This is a genomic window from Holdemania filiformis (assembly GCF_003459085.1).
GTDB classification, from domain to species: Bacteria; Bacillota_I; Bacilli_A; order Erysipelotrichales; family Erysipelotrichaceae; genus Holdemania; species Holdemania filiformis.
Genome location: NZ_QRUP01000022.1, coordinates 40749 through 67605, shown reverse-complemented (window position 1 = coordinate 67605; position 26857 = coordinate 40749). Strand labels below are relative to the sequence as shown.

General features: G+C 53.3%; 27 protein-coding genes. 3 read left to right on the top strand and 24 right to left on the bottom strand.

Features of this window, described 5'->3' with window-relative positions; all coding sequences use genetic code 11:
• Positions 1-144: 144 nt before the first annotated feature.
• The 17 genes from DWY25_RS14625 to DWY25_RS14545 all read right to left on the bottom strand — a co-directional run bounded on the left by DWY25_RS14625 (position 145) and on the right by DWY25_RS14545 (position 18859).
• Complete coding sequence (locus tag DWY25_RS14625; RefSeq protein WP_117895857.1) at positions 145-489, bottom strand: HAD family hydrolase; 345 nt, start codon at positions 487-489, stop codon at positions 145-147.
• Positions 490-569: 80 nt separating this feature from the next.
• Positions 570-1946, bottom strand: coding sequence for an NADPH-dependent glutamate synthase (gene gltA, locus DWY25_RS14620; RefSeq protein WP_117895856.1), 1377 nt, complete (start codon positions 1944-1946; stop codon positions 570-572).
• A gap of 1 nt (position 1947) precedes the next feature.
• Entirely contained in the window at positions 1948-2766 is an 819-nt protein-coding gene (locus tag DWY25_RS14615) for a sulfide/dihydroorotate dehydrogenase-like FAD/NAD-binding protein (protein ID WP_117895855.1), read from the bottom strand.
• 169 nt (positions 2767-2935) lie between these two features.
• Complete coding sequence (locus tag DWY25_RS14610) at positions 2936-4204, bottom strand: galactokinase (RefSeq protein ID WP_117895854.1); 1269 nt, start codon at positions 4202-4204, stop codon at positions 2936-2938.
• Positions 4201-5220 (bottom strand): aldose epimerase family protein, encoded by a 1020-nt coding sequence (locus tag DWY25_RS14605; RefSeq protein ID WP_117895853.1) that lies wholly within the window; start codon positions 5218-5220, stop codon positions 4201-4203. Before DWY25_RS14605 ends, DWY25_RS14610 begins: the two co-directional genes overlap by 4 nt.
• Before the next feature lie 2 nt (positions 5221-5222).
• Positions 5223-5903, bottom strand: a complete 681-nt coding sequence (gene rnc / locus DWY25_RS14600; protein ID WP_117895852.1) for a ribonuclease III — start codon at positions 5901-5903, stop codon at positions 5223-5225.
• 42 nt (positions 5904-5945) lie between these two features.
• Positions 5946-7964 carry an ATP-dependent DNA helicase RecG gene (gene recG, locus DWY25_RS14595; RefSeq protein WP_117895851.1) on the bottom strand — a complete coding sequence of 673 codons (2019 nt, stop codon included), beginning with the start codon at positions 7962-7964 and terminating at the stop codon, positions 5946-5948.
• A gap of 372 nt (positions 7965-8336) precedes the next feature.
• Positions 8337-8930 (bottom strand): LemA family protein, encoded by a 594-nt coding sequence (locus DWY25_RS14590; RefSeq protein ID WP_117895850.1) that lies wholly within the window; start codon positions 8928-8930, stop codon positions 8337-8339.
• 413 nt (positions 8931-9343) lie between these two features.
• The gene (locus DWY25_RS14585) at positions 9344-11041 is read right to left on the bottom strand and encodes an FAD-dependent oxidoreductase (RefSeq protein ID WP_117895849.1); all 1698 of its coding nucleotides are present in this window, start codon (positions 11039-11041) and stop codon (positions 9344-9346) included.
• Between the two features lie 278 nt (positions 11042-11319).
• Positions 11320-12153, bottom strand: a complete 834-nt coding sequence (locus DWY25_RS14580) for a MerR family transcriptional regulator (RefSeq protein ID WP_117895848.1) — start codon at positions 12151-12153, stop codon at positions 11320-11322.
• Between the two features lie 357 nt (positions 12154-12510).
• The gene (locus tag DWY25_RS14575) at positions 12511-14139 is read right to left on the bottom strand and encodes a DAK2 domain-containing protein (RefSeq protein ID WP_117895847.1); all 1629 of its coding nucleotides are present in this window, start codon (positions 14137-14139) and stop codon (positions 12511-12513) included.
• 12 nt (positions 14140-14151) lie between these two features.
• Positions 14152-14511: an Asp23/Gls24 family envelope stress response protein gene (locus DWY25_RS14570; protein ID WP_006060558.1), complete on the bottom strand. Its 360-nt coding sequence runs from the start codon at positions 14509-14511 to the stop codon at positions 14152-14154.
• Positions 14512-14567: 56 nt separating this feature from the next.
• Positions 14568-15428 carry a cell division protein FtsQ/DivIB gene (locus DWY25_RS14565; protein ID WP_117895846.1) on the bottom strand — a complete coding sequence of 287 codons (861 nt, stop codon included), beginning with the start codon at positions 15426-15428 and terminating at the stop codon, positions 14568-14570.
• Complete coding sequence (gene murB, locus DWY25_RS14560) at positions 15425-16321, bottom strand: UDP-N-acetylmuramate dehydrogenase (protein ID WP_006060556.1); 897 nt, start codon at positions 16319-16321, stop codon at positions 15425-15427. The genes DWY25_RS14565 and murB overlap by 4 nt, the downstream gene beginning before the upstream one ends.
• Positions 16322-16336: 15 nt before the next feature.
• Positions 16337-17410 (bottom strand): undecaprenyldiphospho-muramoylpentapeptide beta-N-acetylglucosaminyltransferase, encoded by a 1074-nt coding sequence (gene murG, locus DWY25_RS14555; RefSeq protein ID WP_117895845.1) that lies wholly within the window; start codon positions 17408-17410, stop codon positions 16337-16339.
• A gap of 83 nt (positions 17411-17493) precedes the next feature.
• Complete coding sequence (gene ftsW / locus DWY25_RS14550) at positions 17494-18573, bottom strand: putative lipid II flippase FtsW (protein WP_006060554.1); 1080 nt, start codon at positions 18571-18573, stop codon at positions 17494-17496.
• A gap of 58 nt (positions 18574-18631) precedes the next feature.
• A complete protein-coding gene (locus tag DWY25_RS14545) occupies positions 18632-18859 on the bottom strand; it encodes a hypothetical protein (protein WP_117895844.1) in 228 nt (75 codons plus the stop codon).
• A gap of 128 nt (positions 18860-18987) precedes the next feature.
• Here DWY25_RS14545 and DWY25_RS14540 point away from each other — a divergent pair, with 128 nt between their 5' ends.
• A complete protein-coding gene (locus DWY25_RS14540; RefSeq protein WP_117895843.1) occupies positions 18988-20313 on the top strand; it encodes a patatin-like phospholipase family protein in 1326 nt (441 codons plus the stop codon).
• Between the two features lie 181 nt (positions 20314-20494).
• On the opposite strand, the gene DWY25_RS14535 is transcribed toward DWY25_RS14540, so the two are convergent.
• The 7 genes from DWY25_RS14535 to DWY25_RS14505 form a co-directional block, all read right to left on the bottom strand.
• Positions 20495-21013 (bottom strand): GNAT family N-acetyltransferase, encoded by a 519-nt coding sequence (locus tag DWY25_RS14535; RefSeq protein WP_117895842.1) that lies wholly within the window; start codon positions 21011-21013, stop codon positions 20495-20497.
• A gap of 131 nt (positions 21014-21144) precedes the next feature.
• On the bottom strand, positions 21145-21648 hold the full coding sequence (locus DWY25_RS14530; protein ID WP_117895841.1) for an AAA family ATPase: 504 nt from the start codon (positions 21646-21648) through the stop codon (positions 21145-21147).
• A 15-nt stretch (positions 21649-21663) separates the two neighbouring features.
• Positions 21664-22203 (bottom strand): histidine phosphatase family protein, encoded by a 540-nt coding sequence (locus DWY25_RS14525; protein WP_117895840.1) that lies wholly within the window; start codon positions 22201-22203, stop codon positions 21664-21666.
• Positions 22200-22859: an HAD family hydrolase gene (locus tag DWY25_RS14520; protein ID WP_117895839.1), complete on the bottom strand. Its 660-nt coding sequence runs from the start codon at positions 22857-22859 to the stop codon at positions 22200-22202. The genes DWY25_RS14525 and DWY25_RS14520 overlap by 4 nt, the downstream gene beginning before the upstream one ends.
• 40 nt (positions 22860-22899) lie before the next feature.
• The gene (locus DWY25_RS14515) at positions 22900-23526 is read right to left on the bottom strand and encodes a class I SAM-dependent methyltransferase (protein ID WP_117895838.1); all 627 of its coding nucleotides are present in this window, start codon (positions 23524-23526) and stop codon (positions 22900-22902) included.
• A gap of 45 nt (positions 23527-23571) precedes the next feature.
• Positions 23572-25071 carry a glycerol kinase GlpK gene (gene glpK / locus DWY25_RS14510; protein WP_117895837.1) on the bottom strand — a complete coding sequence of 500 codons (1500 nt, stop codon included), beginning with the start codon at positions 25069-25071 and terminating at the stop codon, positions 23572-23574.
• A gap of 142 nt (positions 25072-25213) precedes the next feature.
• Positions 25214-25828 (bottom strand): LexA family protein, encoded by a 615-nt coding sequence (locus tag DWY25_RS14505; protein ID WP_006060538.1) that lies wholly within the window; start codon positions 25826-25828, stop codon positions 25214-25216.
• Between the two features lie 166 nt (positions 25829-25994).
• Here DWY25_RS14505 and DWY25_RS14500 point away from each other — a divergent pair, with 166 nt between their 5' ends.
• The gene (locus tag DWY25_RS14500) at positions 25995-26228 is read left to right on the top strand and encodes a hypothetical protein (protein WP_006060537.1); all 234 of its coding nucleotides are present in this window, start codon (positions 25995-25997) and stop codon (positions 26226-26228) included.
• 10 nt (positions 26229-26238) lie between these two features.
• Complete coding sequence (locus DWY25_RS14495; protein ID WP_117895836.1) at positions 26239-26817, top strand: SOS response-associated peptidase; 579 nt, start codon at positions 26239-26241, stop codon at positions 26815-26817.
• Positions 26818-26857: the final 40 nt, after the last annotated feature.

The following is a 26857-nucleotide window of genomic DNA, read 5'->3' as shown; positions in this document are numbered from 1 at the left end:
CCCTCCAGGCAAGAAACTGACGAGGGGTTCTGAAAGGCTTTGCCTTTTAGAATAATGCTTGCATCATTTTTCTTGTGATCCATGAGGTTGTTTCTCTCTCATTCGCGAAAATTATCGTCAAGACTATTCACGATTCTTTGCCAGTCAGACACTTTCGATCATCGTCACGATTTCTGAACTTCCCCGCAGCAGTGTGCAGAGCTGATAAGCTTGCAAAGCCTCCGCCGGCGTCGTGCCGGTCAGCACAGCCGCAAATGCAAACCCAGCCTGGCGGGCCGCCAGCGCATCGACGACGCTGTCACCCACATACAGCGTTGTTTCGGGTGTACTTTCCAACCGCTGCCTCGCCAGGTGAATTCCCTGCGGATTCGGTTCCGGTACGGGATAGTCCAGAGCCGTCAGCGCAGCGTTGACGCTCGTCACAATTCCACGGCTGGAATCGCCCAGCGTATAATCAAAATCAAAAAGCACTGTTCGATAAGGAAGCATTTTGTTTCCTCCTTGCTTGTTTTAAAAAATGAGAAAAGCTGCGCTTCTCTCAACCTGCGCAGCTCTCCAAGACTTTTGTATTACGCTTTATTCGGCGTCAGCGCCTTGATGATCGAGGCGGCCGCTTTCTTCCCCGCACCTAACGCCAGGATGACCGTTGCCGCGCCGCTGACCGCATCGCCGCCGGCGTAGACGTTCTTCATGGTTGTTTCCTGTTCTTCGTTCACGACCAGACACCCGCGGGCATTGGTCTGTAAACGAGGTTCGCTGCGGACAAGCAGCGGATTGCTGGATGTGCCTAAAGCCATGATCACGCAGTCGCAGACCAAATCGATCATTTCTCCGGTTGGTACCGGGGAACGCCGGCCGCGCTCATCCGGTTCGCCCAGCTCCATCTTCTCCAGCTTCACGCCTTTGACGAAGCCTTTCTCATCCTTGTAGATTTCAACCGGATTGTGCAGCGTCATAAACGTGATGTCCTCGTCCATCGCATGCTCGACTTCTTCCTTACGCGCCGGCATTTCCGCCAAGGACCGGCGGTAAACGACCGTCACTTTTTTGCCCAGCCGGCGGGCGCAGCGCGCGGCATCCATTGCGACGTTGCCGCCGCCTACGACGATCGTGTGATTGCTTTGATAATACGGCGTCAGATGATCCTCGCGGTAGGCTTTCATCAAATTGACTCGCGTCAGCACTTCATTAGCGCTGAAGACGCCGGCCGCGGTTTCCCCCGGAATGCCCATGAACTTCGGCAGACCGGCGCCGCTGCCGATAAAGACCGCCTGGAAGCCCTCGTCTTCCAATTCCTGCATCGTCAAGGTCTTGCCGACAATGACGTTGGTTTCAATCACAACGCCCAGGTGTTTCAACTGATCGAGCTGTTCGTCGACGATCCGCTTCGGCAGACGGAATTCCGGAATGCCATAGCGCAAGACGCCGCCCGCCTCATGCAAAGCTTCATAAATCGTCACCGCGAAGCCTTCCTTCGCTAAATCCGCCGCGCAGGCCAGCCCCGCCGGACCAGAACCGACAACCGCCACCTTGACTCCATTCGGCTGCGGCTTTTCCTGCAGCACTGGTGTGTGATGGTCGGCGACATACCGCTCCAGCCGGCCAATCGCCACCGCTTCCCCGCGGATCGCGCGGACACAGTTCTTTTCACACTGGTTTTCCTGCGGACAGACGCGGCCGCAGATTGTCGGGAAGCTGTTGGTCTTGGTAATGATGCCGTAAGCTTCGTCGATCCTGCCCTGCTTCAGCGCTTTGATGAAGTCCGGAATCATGACAGAAACCGGACAGCCTGCTGTACAAGGATGATTGACGCAGTGCAGGCAGCGATCTGCCTCGTTAATCATCTGTTCCTCGGTATAACCTAATGCAACTTCTTCAAAGTTTGTAATCCGCACCAACCCTTCCTGCAAAGGCATCGGCGTTTTTTCATTCTGCATATTCGGCATGTTATTTCGCCTCCTCAAGATGACAGCGGTGATCTTCCATATACGTGCGGTTGCGCTGCATTAACTCGTCGAAATCGACCTGGTGGCCGTCGAAATCCGGACCGTCCACACAGGCGAACTTCACCTTGCCGCCGACGGTGACGCGGCATCCGCCACACATGCCGGTGCCGTCGATCATGATTGGATTCAAGCTGACCAGCGTCTTAATTCCAGCCGCTTCCGTCACCTTGCAGACCATCTTCATCATGATGATCGGTCCGATGGCGATGACTAAATCATATTTCTTTCCCTGTTCCAGCTTTTCTTTCAGCGCATCGGTGACAAAGCCCTGCTTTCCGGTGCTGCCATCGTCGCTGATCAACGTAAACTCGTCCGCGATCGCTGCCATTTCCTCTTTTAAAATAACCAGCGATTCATTTTTGAAGCCGGCGATCAACTCGACATGTGCGCCCCGTTGGTGGCAGGCCTTCGCGCTTGGATACGCGATCGCGCATCCGACGCCGCCGCCGATCACGCAGATATTCTGCGCCCCTTCAAAATCTGTCGCCTGTCCTAACGGCCCGACAACATCGCGGATCGAATCCCCGGTCTTTAAGGCGCACAGCCGCTTCGTCGATTCGCCCGCGGCTTGTACGATCACCGTGATCGTGCCCTCCTGCGGATCAGAATCCGCGATCGTTAACGGGATCCTTTCTGCTTTTTCATCCTGATGAAGAATCACAAACTGTCCTGGCTGAACCTTCTTTGCGATCCGCTCTGCTTTTAACTTCAGCAGCGTAATCTGCGGGTTCAGGACACGAGCTTCTAAAATTTCAACCATGTTCTCTCATCCTTTCTGCAATCCCTTTCATAATTTAAGTATATAGCGAATAAACCTTGAATTCAACAAGTTAAATTAAATTACTTCTTCACAATCTCCATTTTCAGGAAAGTGTCTGAATTCCCATTTTTCTGCTTGACAAAACAGAAAAAGAACCATAAAGGTTCTTTTAGATCAGCCGGACTCCGCCTTCCGGACGGATTGATAAAACATGACAGCTGCCTGCGCCGAAGCAGTCGTCCATAACCTTCTGATAGGTTTCCAGCAACGCTAACGGCACAAACGCCTGAATCGTTCCCGCCAGACCGCCGCCGTGGACGCGCCACGCGCCATACCCCTTCAGCACGTTTTCCGACAAGGCCAGCGCCAGGGCCAGCGATTGATGCCGGATATTGCTCGGACTGGTTACATTTTGAAGATACATGAAACTGGAATGACCGGATTCGATCACCAGTTCAAAGAAACGCTTCAGATCATGGTCCTTCAGCGCCTGCACCTGCAGCGGCACCCGCGCGTCTTCCTCGAAAAAATGAATCGCCCGCAGGATCGCACGGTCGTTCTGAACCTGAGCGCGCACCTCGCGCAGCCGGCGGTAGAATTCAGCCGGATCCACCTGGCGCAGCACCTCGGCGCCAAAATAGGCCGCGACCTGACGCATTTCCGCAGGCATCAGACCATATTCGTCCGACAGGTCGGCGTGATCCTGGCGCGTATCGACCAGGCACAGCGCGATCTGACTGTGATTAAAATCAAAATCAACCTGTTCCACCAGCACATTCTGCGGATCCTTGAAATCAATGGTAACAAAGTTGCCGACGGAACAAGCCATCTGATCGAGTAGTCCGCTCGGCTTGCCGAAATACACGTTCTCGGCATATTGACCGATCTTGGCGATCTCCTGCGCGGAAACCTGTCCGTCATTATACAAATGCGACAAAATCGTGCCGACCAGCACTTCAAAAGCAGCGGAGGAAGAAATCCCCGAACCTTTCAGCACCGTGCTGTTGGAAACGGCCTGAAATCCGCCGATCTTGTAGCCGCGCTGGACAAATCCGGCCAGCACGCCGCGGATCAGTGCTTCTGACGTATTTTTTTCTTCCGGATGGACAAACAGATCCGCTAATGACACCGGCTTAATCTCAAAGCCCTCCGAGTAAAAGACGACCTCACCTTCCCGCTGACCGGCCGCCGCCGCGGCGTCCATGTTTACACTGGCCGCCAAAACCCGTCCGTGCTGATGATCGGTATGGTTGCCGCCGACCTCCGTCCGTCCCGGGGCAGAAAACAAAGCGCAGTCCGTGTTCCCAAACGCTCTTTCGTAATCGTCAATCAACTGGCCGTAGCGCGCGATCTGACGCTCCTCCTGTTCCTGACCATACAGGCTGGTAATCCGCGGCCGCTGTTGTTCCAACGCTGCTTTAAGCTCTGACTTGTTCATGCCTGATCCTCCTGATCAAATTCAAACGCCGTGCAATGCTCCGCCGTGATTCCCGGATTGAGAATGCAGGAGATCTTCGACGGATCATTCACGCTGTTGGGATAATACTGCGTTTCAAAGCAGACCGCGCAATGCGGCGTATACCGCGTCCCGTTGCGGCCAACCTCGCTGTTTAAGAAATTGGCGGTGTAGACGTGCATATCCGGCATATCGCTCAGCACCCGCATCGTCAGCCCGCCTTTGACCAAGCTGGCGACCGGTCGGAAGCCGACGCCGTTGAGCACATAGTTATGATCCAGCCCGCCGGCAATTTCCAGCTGGCTGTGATGCTGATTTAAGATTTCGGTCAGCCGCTTCGGCTGGCGCAGATCAAAGACGGTGCCTTCAACCTCGAGCGTTTCCGGCCTTGTGCAGCCGTTAGGATCGAGCAGACCGATTTCATCGGCATCCACCTGGATCCAATGCCCGTCTAACGATGGATGCTGTCCGTTCAGCGAGAAATACGCGTGATTGGTCAGCGATACCGGCGTCGCGGCGGTCGTGCGCGTCCGGGTTGTGATCGACAGCCGGCTGCCTGCCAGAGCATAGGTCACCGTGACCGTCAGTTCGCCGGGAAAGCCTTCGTCGCCCGCCGGCGATACCAGCTCCAGCGTAACCGTCTGGGAAGTATGTTCTCTTACCGTCCACAACTTCGCGTCAAACCCTTCCTGACCACCGTGCAGCGTATTGCCTTTATCGTTGCGGTAAAGCGTATAAACCTGTCCATCGAGCGTGAACTGACCGTCCTTAATGCGGTTGGCGACACGCCCGATCATCGCCCCCATGTATTTGACGGACTGCTGATAGCCGTCGACCTGATCGAAGCCCAGCACCGCGTCAAGCTGTGCGTCCTTGACCCACAGTGAAACCAGCGTGGCGCCGTAATCGCTGACGCGCACCCGCAGCTTATCATTTTCAATTTCTAACCACTGCGCGGACCGGCCGTCCTGCAGCGTTCCGAAGTTTCCCTTGTTCATCTTCACAGCACCATCTTTTCAAACGCGTTCTGAGCGGCTTTTTGTTCCGCTTTCTTCTTGGAATTGCCCTTGCCGGTACCCAAGATGATGCCTTCCAGCTTGACCTGAACTTCAAATTCCGGTTTATTGGAAGGTCCCGTCGTGTTGATGACCTCATAGGTCACGGTCTTGCGGGAATCGGACTGAACGTATTCCTGCAGCTTCGTCTTATAATCGACGATGATCGGCTCTTCCGGATGACTTAAATGCGGCATGATCACTTCTGTCAGAATGTTGTCGATCGGCTCCATCCCGCTGTCCTCATACAGCGCGCCCAGCATCGCTTCAAACATATCGGCAATGATCGAATCCCGCTCGCGGCCGCCGGTTTTTTCCTCGCCCACGCCCAGCTTCAAGAAGGAATTCAGCTGCAGCTGCCGGGCATAGATCGCTAACGCCTCCTCGCACACCAGCTGCGCGCGGAAGGTCGTCATGTGTCCTTCGTCCAGCGGCGGATCCAGACGGAACAATTTATCCGAAACCCACAGCTGCAGTACCGCGTCGCCCATGAATTCCAGGCGCTCGTTATCATGTTTCAGCTGCTTATGTTCATTGACATACGAGGAATGCACAAAAGCCTGCTCGATCAACCGGCTGTCTTTGCAATGAATTCCTCGTGCTTCAAGCCATTCGCATATTTTCATTTTTTTCTTCCTTTCTGATTCTCTTATTTTATTATATCGTGATTAATCCATATAAGAAATAGCGGATTCATTTTCTTTCCGGATTTTAGTTAACAACGGCTGAAACTCCACGTTGTCCGGATCGTTCAGAATTCGCACCGCATCCTGACGGGCAGTCTGAATGATCTTGGTATCGGCGACCAGATCGCCTAAAATCAGGCCCGGCACCCCGCTTTGACGGGTACCCAGCAGCTCGCCTGGTCCGCGTTGTTCCAGATCTTTCATCGCGATCTCGAAACCGTCCGTCGTCTGTTCCATGATTTTCAAGCGGGCCAGACTTTCCGGATCCTTGCTTGCGGTCAGTAAAAAACAATAGCCCTGCCGGCGGCCGCGGCCCACCCGTCCGCGCAGCTGATGAAGCTGCGACAGACCAAAGCGATGCGCGTCGTAAATCACCATGCAGCAGGCGTTGACGACGTTGACGCCGACCTCAATGACCGTCGTCGACACTAAAATCTGCGTCGTATTGGCCTCAAAATCGTGCATCGCCCGTTCCTTTTCCTCGCTGCTCATGCGCCCATGCATCAGACCCAGCTTGGCCTTGCCTGAAAAGGCTTCGCTTAAGCTTTCAAAAATATCAAGCACGTTGCGGCCGTCGAAGTTTTCATTTTCCTCGATCGCGCTGCAGACGATGTAAATCTGACCACCCTGCTCCAACTGGTCCAACAGCTGCGGCATGATCGTACGCAGGCTGTTTTCCTCCACTAACCGAGTCTGGATCGGTTTGCGGCCCGGCGGCATCGTCATGATCGTCGAGATATCCATGTCGCCGTAGAGCGTCGCGGCCAGCGTCCGTGGGATCGGCGTCGCACTCATCAACAGAAAGTCGACCTTCTCGCCCTTTTCCTTTAACGCGCGGCGTTGTTCCACGCCGAAGCGGTGCTGCTCGTCAGCGACGACCAGCCCCAGTTTGGCAAACTCCACTTCCTTTTGAAAAAGCGCGTGCGTGCCGGCGACCAGATTCAAGGTTCCGTCCTTCATCGCCTGCAGCACTTCTTTCTTCTTTGCCGAAGGCAGCGACGAACAAAGCACGTCGATCTTGATCGGCAGACCGGCGAAAAGCTTCTTTAAGGAAACGGCATGCTGACGGGCAAGGATTTCCGTTGGGGCCATGATCGCGCCCTGGTGACCGCTGAGCACACAGGCATACAAAGCCAGCGAAGCGACCAGGGTTTTGCCGCAGCCGACGTCGCCCTGGATTAACCGATACATGATTTTATCGCTGCCCATGTCGGCCAGAATATCCCGCACCGCTTTGAACTGATCCGGGGTCATCGCGAACGAGAGATGATTCGCCAGCGCGTACACCTGTTCAGCGTCGAATTGCTTGGCTTTCTTCGTCACGGTTTCGGTCTGTTGCCGGTGAATCATCTCCAGCACAAGATGAAATTTAAGAAACTCCTCGTATTTCAGCGTCCGCGTCGCCTGGTAGACCTCATCCATGGAGCGTGGAAAATGCAGGCAGCGCAGCGCCGTCTTTTTCGGCAGCAGGCGGTATTGTGTCTGCAGCGAAGGCGGTACGAGCTCTTCAATATGTGATTGAGCGGTGATGAAGGTTTTTTTGATAATTTCCTGCATCATCTTCTGCGTCATGCCTTCCTTTAAAGGATAGACTGGCGTAACGCCCAGTTGTTCCTGCAGCGGCTGCGAGTTGTACGTCGTGGCTGTAATCTTGTTTCCGCCCTGGTAATAGCCGATCACCGTCACGCGCTGGCCCACCGTCAGATTACTGGCCCAGGGGCGGTTGAATATCGTGATCTCAAAGCAATCGTCGTCATTTTCCAACTGGAACTTCGTCATCGTCTTGCCGCCGCGAACCCGCATCGTCCGCGCCGGCCGCACAATCTGGCCTTCCAGAATAACCTCGCTTTTCACCTGCCATTGATCATAAGGAATCACCTCGCGGCTTTGATAGCGCAGCGGCACGCACATCAGAATCGCGTCGCTGTCCGTCAGCCCCATTTTCTCTAACAGCTCGGTCCGCTTCGGGGTCATTTTCAACTGTTTTAACGTCAGCGCCATTGATTCTTCCTCCTTTCAAACAAGAATAGCTTTATTATACCTTATTTTTCAAGTCAGCGCCAAGCGAACTTGAAAATTGATAGTGGAAAAGGATTGCGGAAAAGGATTTACAAAAAAAGTAATAAACCCTTAAATGTAATTTGACAAAAAACAACACTTTAGAATGGATTTATTACTATGTCTACCTTATTAAAGAATTTTTTCACGTTATACTCTGATTTTTTCAACGAGCATTTTGTAACCTGAAAAAAGAGCCGATCGCAAACCTTTTATCTAAAAATATATACCTTCTTTATAAGATCAACAAAGCTTTCTGTCGAATTGGTAATATTTTTATATCGCAGATCAGAAAAATGCCTTCAATTCTTTCCTTTATTTTTCTAATTCTTTTCGTTTATCATAATACAATGCATCGTTAAATCTAAACATATTCGAAACTAGATTCACGGGAAAGCTATGAATTGTGCTGTTAAACTGATTTACTAAATTATTGTAAGTTTCTTTTCTTAAAGCAACTTCGTTTTCGCATGCATCAATTTGTTTTAATAATTCCATAACAGATTGGTTCGCTTTTAATTCCGGATAACTTTCTACTAATATCGCTATGTTTGTATAATCCAATTCTTTTCTTGAAGAATAAACGGCCTCCTCATGCCGCATATAACCGCTTACAATGCCGTTTGCTTTTTCAAGCAAAGCATCTCGTTTATCAATTTGAGCTTTAATATTATGGTATGCAGCATCGACGGATTGTTTGCTTTGTTGTAAATAATTATAATTGGAAAGCGAAACCCAAATCAATGTCGTGATAAATGCAAATACAAAGCTAGCGCCCGGAAAAGGTTCGTAATCGACGCTTGATGGATCATTATTGATCGCGGCGAAAACAAATAACCATACGATTGTCAATATAAAAAAGATAAGCACAAATTTGATAACATCTCCTAAAACACTCTTTTTCTTCATAAATTGATTCACCTTCTATCGAATTTTCAGAATCTCTTATTCCTTAAATAAATTATATCCCTTTTAATGTTAAAATCAATAAGCAAGCTATTCCCGCAGCCGCAAATATGGTTTGTTTTGTTAACATTTTTGACGTATCTTATCTATTAAAAGCACCCTGCTTTAATAACTTAATCTGTCGTTTTTTCTTTCGTAAGTTTTGACATTATTGTTCATTTTCAAATCTTTTCAGATCTATTTTTTCCTGTCAGCATGGACCGAACTTTCCTGGAAAACAAAAACCGGTTTCGCCACTTTCGTCTCTAAAGAACAGAGTGAGGCAATTCCGGTTTTTGACAAGTTCAATCCTTTGTCCTTTCAAAACTCAATTGAAAGGACTTCTTTTGTTAATTTCAGAGACTCGTTTCATATTCTTACTTTTCGCGGTGAGCCGCCAGCTTGCCTGCCAGCCGACCGAAAGTCACAGACCGGCCAGCCGCGCAGCCCGCCAACAGATTTGGATAACTGCCGTCAAAGTAACCGCCGGAACAATCCCCGGCAACGTACAATCCTTCGATTGGAGTTCCCTGCGGCGTCAGTGCGTTCATGTGGGTATCGATCTTAATTCCATCCAGCGTGCAGATAAAGTAGCCGCCGCTCATGCGTACGCCTTCAAACGGAGCCTGACGCAGCGCAGACAACCGGAACGGTTCCTTTCCGAAATCCTCATCCTGCTGTTTATCCGCTAATTCGTTGTACCGTTCCACCGTTGCCTTCAGTGCTTCCCGCGGCAGTCCCAGCTTATCCGCCAGTTCCTCGATCGTATCCGCGGAAACGACGATTCCTTGTTCGCGGTACTGACTCATAAATACCGCTTCGTTGAATTCCAGCGGCCACACCGACTCCGCGCCGTTAGCGTGCGGAAACATCCGGCTGCAGCCATGGGTGTCGAAGCGCTCCATGTCCTGAATATAATTAGCGTCCCAGATCATCGCGTAGGTCATCCCCGGCAGATTGTAAGCGTCGTGCAGGATATGATCGTAACAGCCGCTTTCATTGGTAAAACGCTGACCGTTGAGATCGACCTTCAGAAACGGCTGAGAACCCATCCAGAACAGCACGCCCTGTTCATCGCAGCCGGTCTGGTCCGGTTTGACGGCGCCGCGGTCGAACAACATGCCGGCATGGGTTTCATCCATTGCCGCTCCGGCCCACAGGCACGCTTTGATCCCGTCGCCCGTACTGCCCGGATAGGAATAGTTGATATTGGTCATCTTTACAGTTTCCGGCTGCAGTGCCTGAAGCATGTCTTTGTTCAGGCTGTAGCCTCCGGTGCAGACGATCACTCCCTTGGCCGCGTTGTAGCGGGCATAGCCGCCTTCCACCGCCGCGTACAGGCCGATGACCTGTTCGCCGTCTTTGATCAGCGAGGTCAGTGCCGTATTGTAATGAATCGTCAGTCCCAGACTCTGACCGTAATCCTTTAAGATCTTGGCAGTCACGCCTTCCGCGCCCTGGGTATCGCTCATCTGCAGCGAATGGCCGACATCGTAAATCGGATAGCGGACTGCTTTGCTGTGATCGTCGACTTCATGACGCAGCCGCAGGCCGTTTTTTTCCAACAAATCGCCATACCAGTCGATCGCTTCGCCGGAATGCTCAGCCCAAACCTTAAACAGGCGCTGATCGCCGTAACCGTTGGACTGTCGATACATTTCCGTCATCACGTCGAATGGATCCGGATTGTCGTTGTTTTCAATCTGTTGACGGGAATTCACCGCCGCCAGCGTATCGCGAATTCCGGATCCGCCGTATTCCTCGCCGAATTTCTCGACCAAGATCGTATTAGCGCCTTCCTCCGCAGCCGCGCAGGCTGCAAACAAGCCGGCAGTTCCGGCGCCGATGACCACAACGTCGCAATCATATGTCGCGACGACCTGGGAGTCGTCGATAACCGGAGCACTGCCCAGCCAGTCAATTGCGATATTCTGCGGAGCGTCCGTCGGCTCCGGTACAGCGGTCTCGGAATTGTCCTTAGCGCAGCCGCCGAACAGCCCCGCGGCCGCCATCCCCAGCGCGCCGGCTGCCGTGCCCTTTAAAAAGGCCCGGCGTGAAATTTGTTTTTGTTTCATTCTTTTCCCTCTTTTCTGATAGCCTTATCATAAATTCTGGGGCAGCACCAAGGTCAAGAGGATAATTTGTGAATTTCTGCGCTCTTATTTGTGAATTGATAAGCATAATCAGGTGAAAATATCAAAAAAGTCTGGGGCTGGCCCAAACTTTATGTGTGCTGTTGACCATTTTTAAAGGTCCTTCAACGATCAAAAGTTTATTTCACGCTGCGGTTTTCCTTGGATGTTCTTCGTCGAAATCACGGTCAAATGGATCAGACCCGTTTTTTAATGCCAGCTTATCCAGACTGCGGCAGTCCTGCCAGGTCTGTTTCATCCTTCTCCATCAGACAATATAAGCGGATATAAAAACCTTTCCGGCCGTCTTTGATTTCCGGCCCCATGACGAAGCCGAAGATTTCCTGTTGGAGCACAAACTGATGCTGTGCGGCATAATCGAGCATGTCCTCGATATCCGCACGGGTAATCCGCAGAATATTCTCTTTGAAAATCACTTTGTAGAGATAAGTGCCGTCAACAGTTTTATGAAGCTGATTGGAATGCGCGACAGTTTCGATCAACGGTTTGCAGCTATCGATATACAACGGCAGGTTCAGTCCCAGTTGGACCTGCGGCTGCGGCTTATCCAATTCGTCCAGATCGATGATCGTCATCAAGTCGACATGCGGCAGATACTGCATCGCTTCACGGATCAGCTGCGTGTTTTTTCCCTTGGGATCAAAGCGCAGGTAAAAACATTCCCCTTCCCATTTTAACCGCAGCCGGTCAGCCGATTGGATCTCCGTGCGGTATACCGACTGGATAAACCGCAAATACCCCAGCGATGCTTCGATCTGTTCCTTCTGCCGCGTCAGCCCCGCGATGCAGCGCTCAAGAAACGCGGCATGATCCGGTACCTGCGAACCGGTAAGCGGCAGAATTTCCTCTAACGGAATGCCGGCCTGCTGAAACTTTTTAATCGACAGCACGATCGGAATCTGATCCTCCGTGTATTCCATGTACTGATTGTCCTCATTGCGGGCGATCTGAAGAATTCCGTTCTTTTCCAGATAACGCAGCGATTCCATGCTGACGCCAAAGGTTTTGGCAAACTGACTTCGCGTAAATTTCATAACCGGACCTCCTAAACGTATTGTACCGGCAATTTTGCAGCCTGTCCAGCTGACATCTTTCGTTTAGACAGACAGTCTTACTGATGGATCCTAACCGGAGTCAGACGCGTCACAATTTCATTTTTCTGATCCACAGACGAAGGATCTATCGATTCCACCCGCTGATCAGACTTACAAAATCTCAATATTATGTATCTGGAATAAGCGAAGAAAGAAATCAATAAAACATTCAAAACAAATGCGAATCATGAAAAAATTTTAAAACGGAATGCAGAGATTTTCCGCATTCCGTCGATTTTCTGTATCTGACAAGTTTAAACTTCAGACCTGCAATATTTACAACGTTGTCCCTTCGACTTATTCGACGCCAAAGATAAACGAGTAGACAGGCTGACCGCCGGCCTGGATATCCGTTTCCACGCCGAACTGATCTTCGATGTAACGAGCGATCTGGGATGTTTCTTCCTCGCTGGCGTCTTCGCCCGCAAGTACCGTCACGATCTCCGAATCCCCGTCGATCAGGCTGTCCAGTAACCGCAGACACGCATCCATTTTATTCGGCGTTGAAATCACGATCGACTTCTCGGCGATGCCCATGTAATCCCCGGCTACGATCTCCATGCCGTCGAAGGTTGTATCCTTGATCGCATAGGTGATCTGTCCCGTTTTGACATGCTGCAGCGCAGCTGTCATTTCCGCTTCGTTTTCTTCCGCGGAGACTTCCGGATTGAACATGATGCAGGCGGATAAGCCTTGCGGGATCGATTTTGTCTGCAGAACCCGGATATCCTGGTCTTCCATCACCGCCGCGGCCTGCTGCGCCGCCAGGATGATATTGGAGTTATTCGGCAGGATGAAGATATGCTTCGCCTTGACTTTCTTGATCGCCGCGACAAAATCCTCAGTCGACGGATTCATCGTCTGCCCGCCGGAAATCACGACGTCGACGCGGTATTCCTCAAACAGCTTCTTCAAGCCGTCCCCGGCCGCAACCGCAATCAGAGCGTAATCTTTTTCTTCCACCGGGGCTTCCGCTTTTTCCGGCAGCGATTCGTTCATGATCGTGTTGTGCTGTTCCTGCATGTTTTCGATTTTCAGCTTGACGAATTCACCGTAGCGCTGCGCGTAGTTCAGCGCGTCGCCCGGGGTCAGGGTATGCACGTGCACCTTGACCAGATCGTCATCCTGAACGACGACGATCGATTCACCCAGGCGGGCCAGCGCCTTCTTCATCTTATCTTCAGTAAACGTGACCTGTCCCTGCTCGCTTAAACGCAGAATAAATTCCGTGCAGTAGCCGAATTCTTCATTTTCCAGCTCCATTGCCGCTTTAGCGGTGGTGCTTTCCTTTTCTTCCATGACGAACGGATGACCATCCATCGCCGCTTTAAAGCCTTCTAAAATAACGACCAACCCGGTTCCGCCGCTGTCAACGACGCCGACTTCCTTTAATACCGGAAGCAGTTCCGGCGTATTGGCCAGCGAAATCCGCGATTCATCGAGAATGCAGTTAAACACATCGTCGATCGTCGCTTCCGGATGTTCCTTCATGTATTGCTCGCCGGCCGCGCTGGCTTCGCGGACAACCGTTAAAATTGTCCCTTCCACCGGGCGCATAACCGCCTTGTAGGCAACCTTGCTGCCATTGACGAACGCCGCCGCCAAATCCGCTGGAGTCAGCTCGCTCTTGCCTTCGATGGCCTGGTAAAAACCTCTGAAAATCTGCGACAGAATGACGCCGGAATTTCCCCGCGCTCCCATCAACAGCCCCTTCGACAAGGTCTTCGCCAACAAGCTGAGATCCTCGGTGCACGCCTGCATCGCTTCCTTCACACCCGAGGTGAACGTCATCGACATGTTCGTGCCGGTGTCGCCGTCCGGGACTGGGAAAACATTCAGCGCGTCAATCGCGTCGTGGCGGTTGCTCAAATGAGCCGCTCCGCTGAGCAGCATCTCTTTAAAATCCGTTCCGTTAATTCTATTCATGATACCCTCCGATTAACCAATAACCCGGACACCCTGCACATAGACATTGACGGCCGCAAAATCCTGCTCCAGAGTTTTCTCAAGGACATACTTCACTTTCTTCTGTACTTCACTGACGACTTCCGACACCTTAACGCCGAAGCCGATGACGATATATAGATCCAATTCCATTCCCTTGTCGGTCTTTCTGACGACAACCCCGCGGGAATAGTTTTCTTTTTTCAATAATTCAGCCCAGCCGTCCTTCACTAACTTCTGAGAAGCCATCCCGACGACGCCGTAGCATTCGCTGACGACACCTCCGGCCAACGTTGCGATCGCTTCCTGCGAGATGTTGATATTTCCGTAGCTGGTTACCCGTTCTATGGACATGAACGATTCCTCCTTCGCTTTATTTATTATATCAAACTATTTGTACTTTTCAAATTTTACTCGGTTTCTGTGCCGTTTGTGTCAGAATTTTCATCTGATTCTCCCTCTGCGGGCGCGTTGGGATCCGCTTCACCCGGACATAGCTGGGTGTAGGCGGACTTGGACATTTCATCGACGTAGATACACGAGTTCGGCTTGTTGAGATTGGAAACGATGCTGTTGTACTCGCTGAGCACGTCCATCGAATAGTAGCTGGAAAAAAACTGGTTGCCGTCATGCATGATCAGCCGGATCATGTTGGGATCGTAGGAAACCTCATATTGCTGGATCTCTGAAATCAGCGAAATCATCGCCGCGGGCACATGGCGGAACGCCATCGCCAGATCGGCGCTCTGTTCCTCGCTTTGAAAGCCGACGATCAGCGGAATTCTTGCGATCAGGCCGGTCATCCGTTCATCCATCTTGACGACGGTTCCGTCCTTGAATAAAATTTCCGGTTCTTCGATGTAGCGGTAGCCGACCGGCTCCCGTTCTTCTATTTCAATCACGATCTGGTTGCCGCGCTCATGCCGCACTGAAGCCGAGACGATCAGCGGGTACTGCTGCAGGGCGTTTTTCACCTGCGGTGCAAACACCGTCAGCCAACGCGATTGAGCTGTGATTCCCGCCAGCTCCAGCACGTCGGTGCGGCTTAAGCTGACGTTGCCTTTAACGCTGACGGTTTTGATTAGCGAAGCGTCGCTTGAATAATACGCCAGTCCCATCACGATCAGCGCGCAGACTAACGACGCTTTGAACAGCCGGCGTTTCTGCCGTCGGAAGTTTTTTTGTTCGGCCTGACGCCGCCGTTGTTCGATCAACAGATCTACCGAGTTTTTGTTTTCGTCCGGTTTGACCGGCGCCGGTTTGCGGATCACCAGTTAAACTTCTCCACTTCCAGAATCAGCTCCTCACCGTATTGACGGCGCACCTGTTCCTGGATTTCCTCGACCAGTTCAATAAAATCCCGGGCCTTTCCCTGTTGATCGTTGACGATGAAATTGACGTGTTTCTCGCTGACGGAAACCCCGCCGACACGGCGGCCGCGGTAGCCCAGCTCATCGATCATCTGCCAGGCCTGGCGATCCTTGGGATTGCGGAACACGCTGCCGGCGCTCGGCTTATCCAACGGCTGCGATTCCATCCGCCGCTGACGCCGGCGGTCCATCAGATCGCGGATCTCCGTCTGATCCTGTTTTGTCAAATGAAATCGGACGGCCAGAATCACCCAGTCGGGATGACTTTGGAAAATCGAAGTCCGGTAGCCGAAGCCGCACTCGGCCGGACTTAACCATTCGCAGCGTCCCTGCCGCAGCACGAACACCTCGCTGACGACCTCGGCCATGCAGCTCTTGTACGCGCCGGCGTTCATAAACGCCGCGCCCCCGACCGTACCGGGAATACCGCTGGCAAATTCCAGTCCGGACAGCGAATGCTTCATCGCTTCATACGACAAAGCGATGATCGAACAGCCGGCCTCCGCCACTACCGTCTGACCGTCGAAATAAAAGTCGCCGTGATAGCGGTCAAGCTTGAGTATCACGCCTTCGTAATCGTTGTCGGAGCATAATAAATTGCTCCCCTTGCCGAAGATTTTATACGGAATCCCCTGCTTGGCTAACAGCCGCAGTACCTGCGTCAGCGCCAGCATTGTCTTGGGATAGACGACCGCGCGGGCATTGCCGCCGATGCGCAGTGTCGTCAGCGTCGACATCGGAACATTTTCCGTCACATCGCCATAGCACCGCAGTCTTTCCAAGCTGTTTCTCATTGTTAGAATCACCTTTTATCCTTGTTGGATCCAGTTGTATATCTGTTCGCTGGCATCCGGATGGCCCAGCCGCTTCGCGGCGGTCCGCATGCTTTCCAAACGGATCGGATCAAAAACAACACTCTCTATTTTTGCGGTTATTTCCCCTTCTGTCAAGTCTTTTTCTTCGATCATGAGCGCCGCCCCCGCGCTCTGCAGCGCTTTCGCATTGAGCACCTGATGGTTGTTGGGAACGTAAGGGCTGGGAATGATGATCGCCGGCAGACCTAAAACCGTGATCTCCGCAGCCGTCGTCGCTCCCCCGCGCACCACCGCCAGATCGGCGTTGACCATGACCTTGACCCCGTCGATATACGGGACTACCTTGATGTTGGCACATTCCAGACGCTGCGCGCGGACTTCCTCATAAGCCGCCCGGCCGGTAACATACAATACCTGATAAGATTTGCCGGCCATCTGCTTCAATGCCTTGACCATGACGGCATTGACGCTTTCCGAGCCCAGCGAGCCCATCACAACGACGACTAACGGCCTGGCCGGATCCAGACCCAGCTGCCGCACCACGTTGGGATCGCGCTGCGCCCGGGCTGCCACACTGGCCCGCGGATTACCAAGGATCCGGGTTTTCTGCGGCGGAAACTGGTCTAAGTTTTCAGGATAGCAGCCGACGATCTGATCGGCATATTTCGCCAGAAAGCGGTTCGCTTTGCCGGCATAGGAATTTTGTTCGTGAAGCATCGTCGGGACATGCGCGAAGTGCGCGGCCAGAATCACCGGCGCGCTGATATAGTTGCCAAAGCCGATCGCGTAATCCGGACGAAACTGCCGCACAATCTTCCGGCAGGCGAAATACGCCTGGGCCAGCTGCATGACGGCCTGAACCTTCGCCAGGGCGGAACCGTTCAGCCCTTTGGCCTTAATCGCTTCAAACGCATAGCCGGCCTTGGGAATCTCCGTCGATTCCATCCGTTCCGCCGTGCCTACAAACAGGATTTCCGTTTGCGGATCTTTTTCCTTCATGGCGTCGGCCAGCGCCAGCGCCGGATAGATATGACCGCCGGTACCGCCGGTCGCAATTAATACGCGCATTGCGTTTCACTCCTTTTTCATTTGCTTTTTTGCCTGCCTTATTATAGCATACATCGTCCGCCGCGCCCACCCGCATCTTGCCTTTAGGCCTTGGCGATACTCATTAAGATGCCCAGCGAGGCCATAATCATCACTAACGAGCTGCCGCCGTAGGACATCAAGGGCAGCGTGATCCCGGTGACCGGAAACAAACCGACGACGACGCCGAGATTGATCATGACCTGAATTGCGAACAAACTGACGATGCCGACCGCGACATAGCACAGAAACGGATCGTGAGCGTTCTTGGCGATCCGGACACCCTCCAGGATGATCAGCAGATAAATAATAATGATCAGCGAAGCGCCGATCCAGCCCAGTTCCTCCGCCGTGATCGCGAAGATGAAATCGGTCTGCGGTTCCGGCAGATAAAAGTGCTTCTGCATCGACCGGTTCAGTCCGGCTCCCAGCAAGCCGCCCGGGGCGATCGCAAACAGCGACTGGATGATCTGGAAGCCGCTGCCTAACGGATCCTGCCACGGATCAAGGAAGGAAACGATCCGCGCCATCCGGTACGGGGCGGCCAGAATCAAACCGGTCAAGCCTGCCGCGCCCAGCAGTCCCAGACGGATAAAATACTTAAACGGCGCGTCCGCCGCCAGCACGATCACAACGATGCTGCAGACCATGACCAATCCGCTGCCGAAATCCGGCTGCAGAAGAATCAGTCCGAAACCCAGCATGGTTAAAAACAGCGGCACTAACAAATCCCGGCGCAGACTTTTAATCCGGTCTTTGGAAGCCAGATAATCCGACACCGAGAGAATTAGCGCCAGCTTGAAAAACTCCGAGGGCTGGATCAAAAAGCTGCCTACGCCGAACCAGCTGCGCGAGCCGTTGCGCTGGACGCCCAGTCCCGGAATCAGCACCAGCGCCAGCGCGATATAACAGCCGATCAGAATCGGCTTCTGTTTTTCCCGCAGCTTTTGAATATTCAGCCGGCTGGTCAAATTCATTGCGACTAAGCCCAGCCCGGCAAACAGCGCCTGACGCTGGACAAAATACCAGGGGTTGTGATACTTGAACTCCGCCCAGTACACCGAGCTGGAGGCGATCATGATCAACCCGGCGGCCACCAGCGTCAGCACTTCGATCAAAAGCAGCCTGTTTTTTCGATGGAACATAAAAAAGTCTCACCTCCCATACAGCGTATGCGCAGAGAAAGTGAAACTTGATGTCAAATCAGGAAGCGGGCGTCAGCCGGCGGGAAACCCGGTTGCCGAAAATCCAGGTCAGCTGCGGATTGGGAAACAGGAGGAGCAGGCCCAGGACGACCCATTCGACTCCAATCCAGCCTGAGGGCAGACACAGTTCCAGCACCGGCGGCACGATCTGGCATTCCGCCCAGAACAGGCCGATATAAATCGCCATGCAGCTGACAAAATAAATCGCATGATGAATCAGCTTCATCGTCCTTCACCTCTTTCTTTTCATTTTCCGTTTTCGTTTCCGCCAAAAACGTTTTCAGCGTATCGAAACCTGCGCCGTTATTATATAATACATAAAGATAGAAAACAATCGAACGGGAGGAACAGATCATGAAAACGGCATGGGTATTGTGCGGCGGCGGTTCGCGGGGCGCCTATGAAATCGGAGTGTGGCAGGCGTTAAGCGCGGCCGGCCTGGCCCCGGACATCGTAACGGGAACTTCGATCGGCGCGTTAAACGGCGCGTTGATCGTCCAGCAGGATTATGCGGCGGCGCTGGATCTGTGGGCGAATCTCAGGATAGAAGACGTGATGCAGGATGGCTTTGATTTAGAGCTCAGCGCGATCATGGAAAACAAACAGAAAATCGCCCCCTTCCTAAAAAAATATATCAACACCAAAGGGGCGGACAACACGCCGTTAAAAGAAATGATCGCCCGGCTGGTCGACGAAGAGAAGCTGCGCCGCTCGCCGATTGATTTCGGACTGGTCACCGTGCGTTATCCTTCGCTTCAGGCGGTGGAGCTGACGAAAGCGCAGATTCCCGAAGGCCGGATCAAGGATTATCTGATCGCGACTGCTTCGTGTTTTCCGGCCTTTCCGGTTTACGAGTTCGACGGACAGCAGTATATCGACGGTGGATATCAGGACAACCTGCCGATCGCGCTGGCGCTGAGGATGGGTGCAGACCGGGTAATCGCCGTGAATCTGCATTATCAAAGTCCGATCCATCCGACGCTGGAAAAGCTGCCGCAGGTCGCCGTGATTTCCCCTTCCCGCGAGCTGGGCTCGTTCCTGTCGTTTGATCCGGAGCTTTTAAAGCGCAACCGCGAACTGGGGCTGCTGGACGCGAAGAAATTTCTCGGTCAGCTGATCGGAGAGCGTTTCGTCTTTTCTCCGCTGAACGCTTCGCTGCGTGCTCTGGCGGAGCGGATGCTGCGCGAGCTGACCTTATTCCAATGTCAGCTGGACGATTCCGATCATCCGTTCATCGACACGCTGTGGCCGCAGAACGTGCTGCTGGACAGAGTGCTGAAAATCAAGGGCGACACCGCGGAAACGGTGTTGATGCGGATGATGGAAAACGGCGCGGAATTCATGAAAAAAGATCCCCAGATGCTCCTCGATCCGCAGGCTTTCCTGATCGAGCTGGCCGGCTATTTCAACGCTGGATCGCCAGCCTTGGAAACCGAACGTTCGCTGTATCAGAGCCTGCTGCAGCAGACCACGAAACAATCGTTATTGACGCTGATCGGCAAAGCGGACCGGATCACGCTGTGCCGCAGTTTGTGCGATCAGATGCTTCATCAGCAGACCGCGCTGCTTCAGCAGCTGCACTGGCTTGCCCCGATGATGCCGCAGGAAGTGCTCGTCAGCTGGTTCGCGGCATTTCTCGTGCGGGAATTCAGACTCGATCCGATCTGCCAAGAGGCCTGACATCCAACATAGCTCTGGTTGGCGTTAACTTTTAACCGTTCGGAAAGCGAATTGCTTATTCTTACAGAACGGAAACTTTCCGTTTCATCGCGATATCACAATCTATTGAAAAAGTCTGACAGCCGGAATGATTCCGGATTCTGCCAGACTTCTTTTTTATTTTGCCAAGCTTGTTTTTTCGTCAGTCCTTGCACTCCGGCAGCGGGATCCGGGTATAAAATTCCACGTCATCCTCATGATCGATCCGCGCCTGATTTTTAAGCTGAACCCGCAGCGAAGCCGGATTGTCTTTATGGCAGGACAGATAGACCTCCTCCTCCCGGATCAGCTTCGCGGCTTCCTTGACCGCCAGCGCCAAGCCGCGCGTCGCATAGCCTTTCCCCCGATAAGCAGGATGAATGCCATAGCCGACATGACCCGCACCCTGCGCCAAGGCCTCGGTGAGGTAATGCCGGATCCGGAACAAACCGACCATCTGATCGTCATCCCACAGAAAGAACCAGGTTTCCGGTACGTAATTTTCCTTCAGCATTTTTCCTTCGGCGTGCGCCAGAATCTGCGGCAGCTCCTGCGTTAAAAACTGATCTTTCGGACAGCCGCGGTAAGGATTCATAAAGCCGTTTTCGTCCGGAGCGAAGGCTTGCAGGAAGGTATACGCTTGTTCGCCGTCCGCCGCCGTGAAACGTTTTAATTGAAGCATTTTGATCACCTCGTCAAAGCGTGCCGCCGTTTCTGACGGCCCGCATTTTCACTTTCTTTTTCATCTTTATTCTTTTCTTTTGTAATTGTTATCCGGATATTCTAAACGCGCTTCGCTCTCCCTATTCACGATTAAGAAACACGCTCAACCTGTCCCAGCCAGTCCTCTGCCTGACGGTGCGAGCGCAATCGGATGATGGTCAGATCAGGGAATTCACGCTGCAGCGCGCTCAGATCCTCGCTTTTGAATTTTAAGATGTACCCCACAAACTCCCAATCCAGCTTCTCCGCGCAGCCTGGCGTCATATCAGGCCGGGATTGGCCGCGGTAGCGCCGCAGCCGTTTAAAATAACCCAGCAAACTGCGCCATTTGGGCAGATCGTAGACGACCAGGGTATCCGCGAAGCCTAACCTTAACGGCAGCGTACGGGCAAAGTTCCCGTCCATGATCCAGCGGCTTTGCTTGAGCGCTTCCGCCAACAGCTCATCAAATTCCGCAGCTGTGCGCTGAACCCAGTTTTCCTTCCAGAACAGCTGATCCAGATGCACTGCCGGAATGCCTGTTTGCGCCGCCAGGCGCGCGGCCAGCGTACTCTTGCCGCTGCCGGGACAGCCGATAATACAAATTCGTTCCATTGTCTCCCCCCCTGTTCAGTCCCGGCATGCCGGCGACCACTCCGCCTCAAAGATCCCGCCGTTGGAGATTGTTTTTTCTGCGCCGAAGGCTTGCATCAACAACCCGTGACAAACGACGATCAGGCAGTCATAGCCGGCATACCGCGCTAACGCCCGTTCCGCGCGCGTGCGCATCTGTTCCCACGTCTCCCAGCGCTGTTTTCTTTCCGGACCGGCGACGCCGTTCATCGCGTCAAATTCCGCCCGGGCCCGCTCAACCGTTTCCACGTCAGTATACGAATACGTGAGATCCGGCAGCCACTCGTGCAGCCCCACTTCTACGCGCAGTTCCAGATCCAGCCGGCGCGAGAGGACCGCCGCCGTCTGCAATGCCCGCGTAAACGGCGAAGCGACGATCAGCTGGCCTTGCTTCAGCCGCGGATCCCGCGCCGTCTGTTCCGCCTGCGAACGTCCCAGCGCGTCCAGCGGCGCCAGGTCGTTGCCAAAGCCCGGATAACCCAGCGCTTTCAGTTCGGTATAATCCGGATGACCGTGCCTGACAAAAAAGATTTTCATAAGGCTTGCCCGCCGATCAAAAATCCTTTATCCGTGATGACGATCTGTTCCAGCTGATCGACCCGCACGTCCGCCTTCGACAAATCCTGACCAAAGTATGGATCATCCAGCCCGATCACCGTCATGCCTGCCCGTTTCCCCGCCGTTACGCCGTTCAATGAATCCTCGATCACGACACATTCCGCCGGCGCACAGCCCAGCTGCTTTGCACATTGCAGAAAGATCGCCGGATCCGGCTTGCTGACGGGCAGATCGCAGCCGCTGACGACTAAATCAAACTGTCCCTCCAGTTGACAATCGCATAAAACTGTCTGGATATTGTCCATCGGCGAGCTTGAAGCCAGCGCGGTCAAAATTCCGCAGCGGCGGCATTGATCGATCAGCGTCTGGACGTAGGGGCGGTAAATTTTTTCATAATTGACGCGCACGTCCCTGCAGAACGCGCGGTATTTTTGAAACACCTCGGCGATATCCAATTCCGGATTCCAGCGGGCGATCATGCCCCAGTTCACATCGTCCGTGCAGCCCAGGCACTGGCGCAGCGCGATCCGGTCCGTCTTGATGCCGTTCTCCGTGAACCATTGCTGATCTGCCTGCTCATACACTTTTTCACTGTCGATGATGACGCCGTCCATATCAAAGATTAATGCTTTCATTGCTTATCCCCCCTGTTTTCTTTTATTTTACCCGCCGGCTTCAGTCAGCGCCAAAGCTCATCAGCGCCGCGCAGAACGAACAGCGCCGCCACTGCAGCTGTTGTGCGAAGACGGATTCCAACTGCTCCCGGGTCAGATAGATTTCTTCCGCGTCCCATCGCTCTCCTGCCTGATCGCGGCATGCGTACAGCGCCGCGGCGTTGTCAAACGCGACATCGCCGATCAGCACCCGGCCGCCGGGCTTGAGATGGCTGAGCATTTTCTGAATCCAGGCGATTTGTCCGGCCACGCTGAGATGATGCAGCGCATACGTGGACACGATAAAATCAAACTGTTTTTCCGCCAGCACTGCCGGCCAGCCGTCATTAAAATCATGCGCAAACAACAATGCCTGCGGCAGTTGGCGCCGGACGGTTTCAACCATCGCCAAAGCGAAATCAAAACCAGTGATCCGGGCGCCCCGCCCAGCCAGCCGTCGGGTCAAAACGCCGGTGCCAAAGCCCGCGTCCAGCACCTCCGGCTGCGGCTTTGCGGCAACGATCGTTTCAATCGCCTGCAGCACGGCGTCGTAGCCGGCAAACGGATACTGGCTGTCAGCCTGAGTTTGAGCGACGGTTTGATCATACTGCGCCGCCCATTGATTAAAGCCTTCTTTATCTAATACCATGAATAGATCCAATTCTCCTGTTCTTTGTTTATTTTGGGATTCCCTTTAAGCTTCAGGATGATATTGGCAGCAGCATGCCACGGCCTGCTGCCAGCGACGGTAATCCTCGTCCGCCTGGCCCTGTACTATCTGCGGCTCAAACCGGCGGTCGAGCTGCAGCCCGGCCAGCGCCTCCTGCCGGTCTTTCCAGAAACCGACGGCCAGACCGGCTAACAGAGCCGCGCCCAGCGCTGTCGTTTCATTGATTTTTCCCCGTTCCACCGGTGTCTGAAGCAGATCGCTCTGAAACTGCATCAGATAATTATTGCGCACGGCGCCGCCGTCGACCTTCAGTGTTTTTAAGCGGATGCCGGAATCCTTCTGCATCGCTTCCAATACGTCGCGGGTCTGGAATGCCAGCGATTCCAGCGTTGCCCGCGCCAGATGAGCCTGCGTTGTGCCGCGGGTCAGACCAAAGATCGCCCCGCGGGCTTTATCATCCCAATACGGCGCGCCCAATCCGACAAATGCCGGAACGACGATCACGCCTTCACTGCTGGATACCGAGGTCGCCAGCGCTTCGCTCTCCGGCGCGGTGCGGATCATCTTCAACCCGTCACGCAGCCATTGGATCGCGCTGCCGGCGACGAAAATACTGCCTTCCAGCGCGTAATTCACCTTGCCGTCCACACCCCAGGCCAACGTCGTCACCAAGCCATGACGGGAAACGACCGGCTTTTCACCGGTGTTCATCAACAGGAAGCATCCGGTGCCGTAGGTGTTTTTTGCCATGCCTTCCTCAAAGCAGCCCTGGCCGAACAAGGCCGCCTGCTGATCGCCTGCGACCCCGGCAATCGGGACTTCGCGGTTGAAAAAATGCACCGGCGCCGTTGTCGCGACAATTTGACTGGACGGCTGAACCTGCGGAAGCATGCTTGCGGGGATATCCAGCTTTGCCAGGATCTCCGCATCCCATTTCAAATCGAAGATATTATACATCATCGTTCGCGAAGCGTTGGAGTAATCCGTGCTGTGGCAGCGTCCTTCGCTGAGCTTCCACACCAGCCACGTATCGATCGTCCCCATCAACAGCTCGCCGTTTTCCGCCCGCTTCCGCGCGCCCGGGACATGATCAAGAATCCACTTGACTTTCGTCGCTGAGAAATACGGATCGATGACCAGTCCGGTTTTCATACGGAACCAGTCTTCCAGTCCTTCTTTCTTCAGCTGGTCGCAGATCTTATCCGTTTGCCGCGACTGCCACACGATCGCATGATAGATCGGCAGACCGGTCGTTTTATCCCAGACGACTGTCGTTTCGCGCTGGTTGGTAATCCCGATCCCAGTTACCTGCACGGGGTCGATGCCGCTGGCCATCACAACTTCCGCCATCACGGCCAGCACGCTCAGCCAGATCTCCGTCGCGTCGTGCTCAACCCAGCCGGGCTTGGGGAAATACTGTGTAAATTCCTTCTGCGCCTGCGCGCGGATCTGACATTGCTGATCAAATAAAATCGCCCGGGTGCTGGTCGTTCCCTGGTCGATCGCCATAATATATTTTTCCATGATTCCACCTTCATTTCTTGTATAAGTTTACCTTGAAACCGCTGTCATTGCAACAAAACCCAAACGAAAAGACCGTTCAGTTTTCAATTCAAACCCGTTCACGGTCTTTCCTTTTTCTTTCAGATTTTACCTACTTTTGATGTTAATAGCGGATCTTGTTGTGAACCAGCCGGCCCAATATCTGCACGCGGCGGTCCATGACGTCTTTTAACGGTACGACGATCGGTTCGTAAGCGTCGTTCTCCGGCTGCAGGATCATATCGCCGTCTTTATAGAACACACGTTTAAGCGTTACTTCGTCGTTTTCCAGCAGGACGACGGCGATCTGCCCGTTATCCACGGAATTCTGACGATGGATATACACGCGGTCGCCTTCCTCAATCCGGGCGTTTTTCATCGAATCCCCGACGACATCGAGATAAAAATATTCGCCGCCCCGGGCTTCATCCGGGCTGACCCATTCATAATCTTCCACGATCTGTTCTGCCAGATGATCATAGCCCGCCTTGACGCTGCCCAGCACCGGCACCCGCACGCCCGACATTTCATCGCGTGTCAGATCCTGGTTGATCAGCCGTTCGATCGTCAGGTTAAAAAAGTCCGCCAGCTGCTGCAGGATGCTCATTTTCGGCATTGAGGTGCCGTCTTCCCATTTCTGAATCGTCGTAAATGATTTATAGCCGAATTTCTCCGCCAGGTCATTCTGTGTAATATGATACTTCTTTCTGAGATATCTCAGGTTTTCCTTAAAATACATCGGAATCACCACCCTGGCTTCATTGTAACGGAATCTTTCCGTTTTTTCAACGACTAATCGGAACTTTTTTCAAGTATTCCAGGTTTATCCTTTAAATTTGTTCATGTACCGCTTGAAATTGAATAATAATCAAGTAAAATAAAAGACAGAGAGGAGCGAGGATTTCATGGAAAAGCAGTATGTTCGGGTGAATGGCAACTGGGAAGACGACGGCAGTTTCATTCCCTTGTTTATTCTTTGGGAAAACGGGTTAAAATATAAGATAGAGAAAATTGTTCAGCGTTGTCCTGCGGCTTCCTTAAAAAGCGGCGGCGCGGGTCTGCGCTATACCTGCCTGTTTTCCCACGGGCAGCGGCGGTATCTGTACTTTTGTGAAAACCGCTGGTTTATCGAGAAATGAGGGTGAAGCGATGTGCGGACGTTATTTATTCTTTGATCAGAACAACGCGCGGATCCGCTCGCTGCTGGCTTTGCTTGAGCGGCAGCTGGGCGACGAGCCGCTATCGGAATTGAGTCTGGGTGAGGTTTTTCCATCGCAGCGGACGCCGGTCTGCCTGTTGTCTGAGCAGGGAGAAGAACTGGTTCCGGCCGCCATGCGCTGGGGATTTACCCATCCGACGCAGAAACGGCTGGTGATCAACGCCCGCTCGGAAACCGCACCGCGCTCGCGGATGTTCGGCGAAAGCCTGCGTCAGCGCCGCTGCGTCATCTGCGCCAGCGGTTATTATGAATGGGAGAAGCCCAGCCGGAAAAAGATATTGTTCACCCTTCCGGATCAGGCGATGTTGTGCATGGCCGGTTTCTACCGCCTGGAAGCGGATGGTCCGCACTTCGTCATTATGACCCGTCCTGCGCTGCCGGAACTCTCCGCCATCCACGACCGGATGCCGGTGGTGCTGAACGAGGAAGGCGCGCTGCGTTATTGTCAGGGCGAAGATCGGCTGCACTGTGCTTCCCGCCTGCAGGTCAGACCGGCGGATCGGATTTAACGGGGTGCAGCGCACTGTAAAATCATTGAAATTCATTTGG

Bases quoted from the DNA above. Each gene is read 5' to 3' on its own strand.
- DWY25_RS14625 (WP_117895857.1), bottom strand. From the start codon at position 489: ATGCTTCCTTATCGAACAGTGCTTTTTGATTTTGATTATACGCTGGGC.
- gltA (WP_117895856.1), bottom strand. From the start codon at position 1,946: ATGCCGAATATGCAGAATGAAAAAACGCCGATGCCTTTGCAGGAAGGG.
- DWY25_RS14615 (WP_117895855.1), bottom strand. From the start codon at position 2,766: ATGGTTGAAATTTTAGAAGCTCGTGTCCTGAACCCGCAGATTACGCTG.
- DWY25_RS14610 (WP_117895854.1), bottom strand. From the start codon at position 4,204: ATGAACAAGTCAGAGCTTAAAGCAGCGTTGGAACAACAGCGGCCGCGG.
- DWY25_RS14605 (WP_117895853.1), bottom strand. From the start codon at position 5,220: ATGAACAAGGGAAACTTCGGAACGCTGCAGGACGGCCGGTCCGCGCAG.
- rnc (WP_117895852.1), bottom strand. From the start codon at position 5,903: ATGAAAATATGCGAATGGCTTGAAGCACGAGGAATTCATTGCAAAGAC.
- recG (WP_117895851.1), bottom strand. From the start codon at position 7,964: ATGGCGCTGACGTTAAAACAGTTGAAAATGACCCCGAAGCGGACCGAG.
- DWY25_RS14590 (WP_117895850.1), bottom strand. From the start codon at position 8,930: ATGAAGAAAAAGAGTGTTTTAGGAGATGTTATCAAATTTGTGCTTATC.
- DWY25_RS14585 (WP_117895849.1), bottom strand. From the start codon at position 11,041: ATGAAACAAAAACAAATTTCACGCCGGGCCTTTTTAAAGGGCACGGCA.
- DWY25_RS14580 (WP_117895848.1), bottom strand. From the start codon at position 12,153: ATGAAATTTACGCGAAGTCAGTTTGCCAAAACCTTTGGCGTCAGCATG.
- DWY25_RS14575 (WP_117895847.1), bottom strand. From the start codon at position 14,139: ATGAATAGAATTAACGGAACGGATTTTAAAGAGATGCTGCTCAGCGGA.
- DWY25_RS14570 (WP_006060558.1), bottom strand. From the start codon at position 14,511: ATGTCCATAGAACGGGTAACCAGCTACGGAAATATCAACATCTCGCAG.
- murB (WP_006060556.1), bottom strand. From the start codon at position 16,321: ATGAGAAACAGCTTGGAAAGACTGCGGTGCTATGGCGATGTGACGGAA.
- murG (WP_117895845.1), bottom strand. From the start codon at position 17,410: ATGCGCGTATTAATTGCGACCGGCGGTACCGGCGGTCATATCTATCCG.
- ftsW (WP_006060554.1), bottom strand. From the start codon at position 18,573: ATGTTCCATCGAAAAAACAGGCTGCTTTTGATCGAAGTGCTGACGCTG.
- DWY25_RS14545 (WP_117895844.1), bottom strand. From the start codon at position 18,859: ATGAAGCTGATTCATCATGCGATTTATTTTGTCAGCTGCATGGCGATT.
- DWY25_RS14540 (WP_117895843.1), top strand. From the start codon at position 18,988: ATGAAAACGGCATGGGTATTGTGCGGCGGCGGTTCGCGGGGCGCCTAT.
- DWY25_RS14535 (WP_117895842.1), bottom strand. From the start codon at position 21,013: ATGCTTCAATTAAAACGTTTCACGGCGGCGGACGGCGAACAAGCGTAT.
- DWY25_RS14530 (WP_117895841.1), bottom strand. From the start codon at position 21,648: ATGGAACGAATTTGTATTATCGGCTGTCCCGGCAGCGGCAAGAGTACG.
- DWY25_RS14525 (WP_117895840.1), bottom strand. From the start codon at position 22,203: ATGAAAATCTTTTTTGTCAGGCACGGTCATCCGGATTATACCGAACTG.
- DWY25_RS14520 (WP_117895839.1), bottom strand. From the start codon at position 22,859: ATGAAAGCATTAATCTTTGATATGGACGGCGTCATCATCGACAGTGAA.
- DWY25_RS14515 (WP_117895838.1), bottom strand. From the start codon at position 23,526: ATGGTATTAGATAAAGAAGGCTTTAATCAATGGGCGGCGCAGTATGAT.
- glpK (WP_117895837.1), bottom strand. From the start codon at position 25,071: ATGGAAAAATATATTATGGCGATCGACCAGGGAACGACCAGCACCCGG.
- DWY25_RS14505 (WP_006060538.1), bottom strand. From the start codon at position 25,828: ATGTATTTTAAGGAAAACCTGAGATATCTCAGAAAGAAGTATCATATT.
- DWY25_RS14500 (WP_006060537.1), top strand. From the start codon at position 25,995: ATGGAAAAGCAGTATGTTCGGGTGAATGGCAACTGGGAAGACGACGGC.
- DWY25_RS14495 (WP_117895836.1), top strand. From the start codon at position 26,239: ATGTGCGGACGTTATTTATTCTTTGATCAGAACAACGCGCGGATCCGC.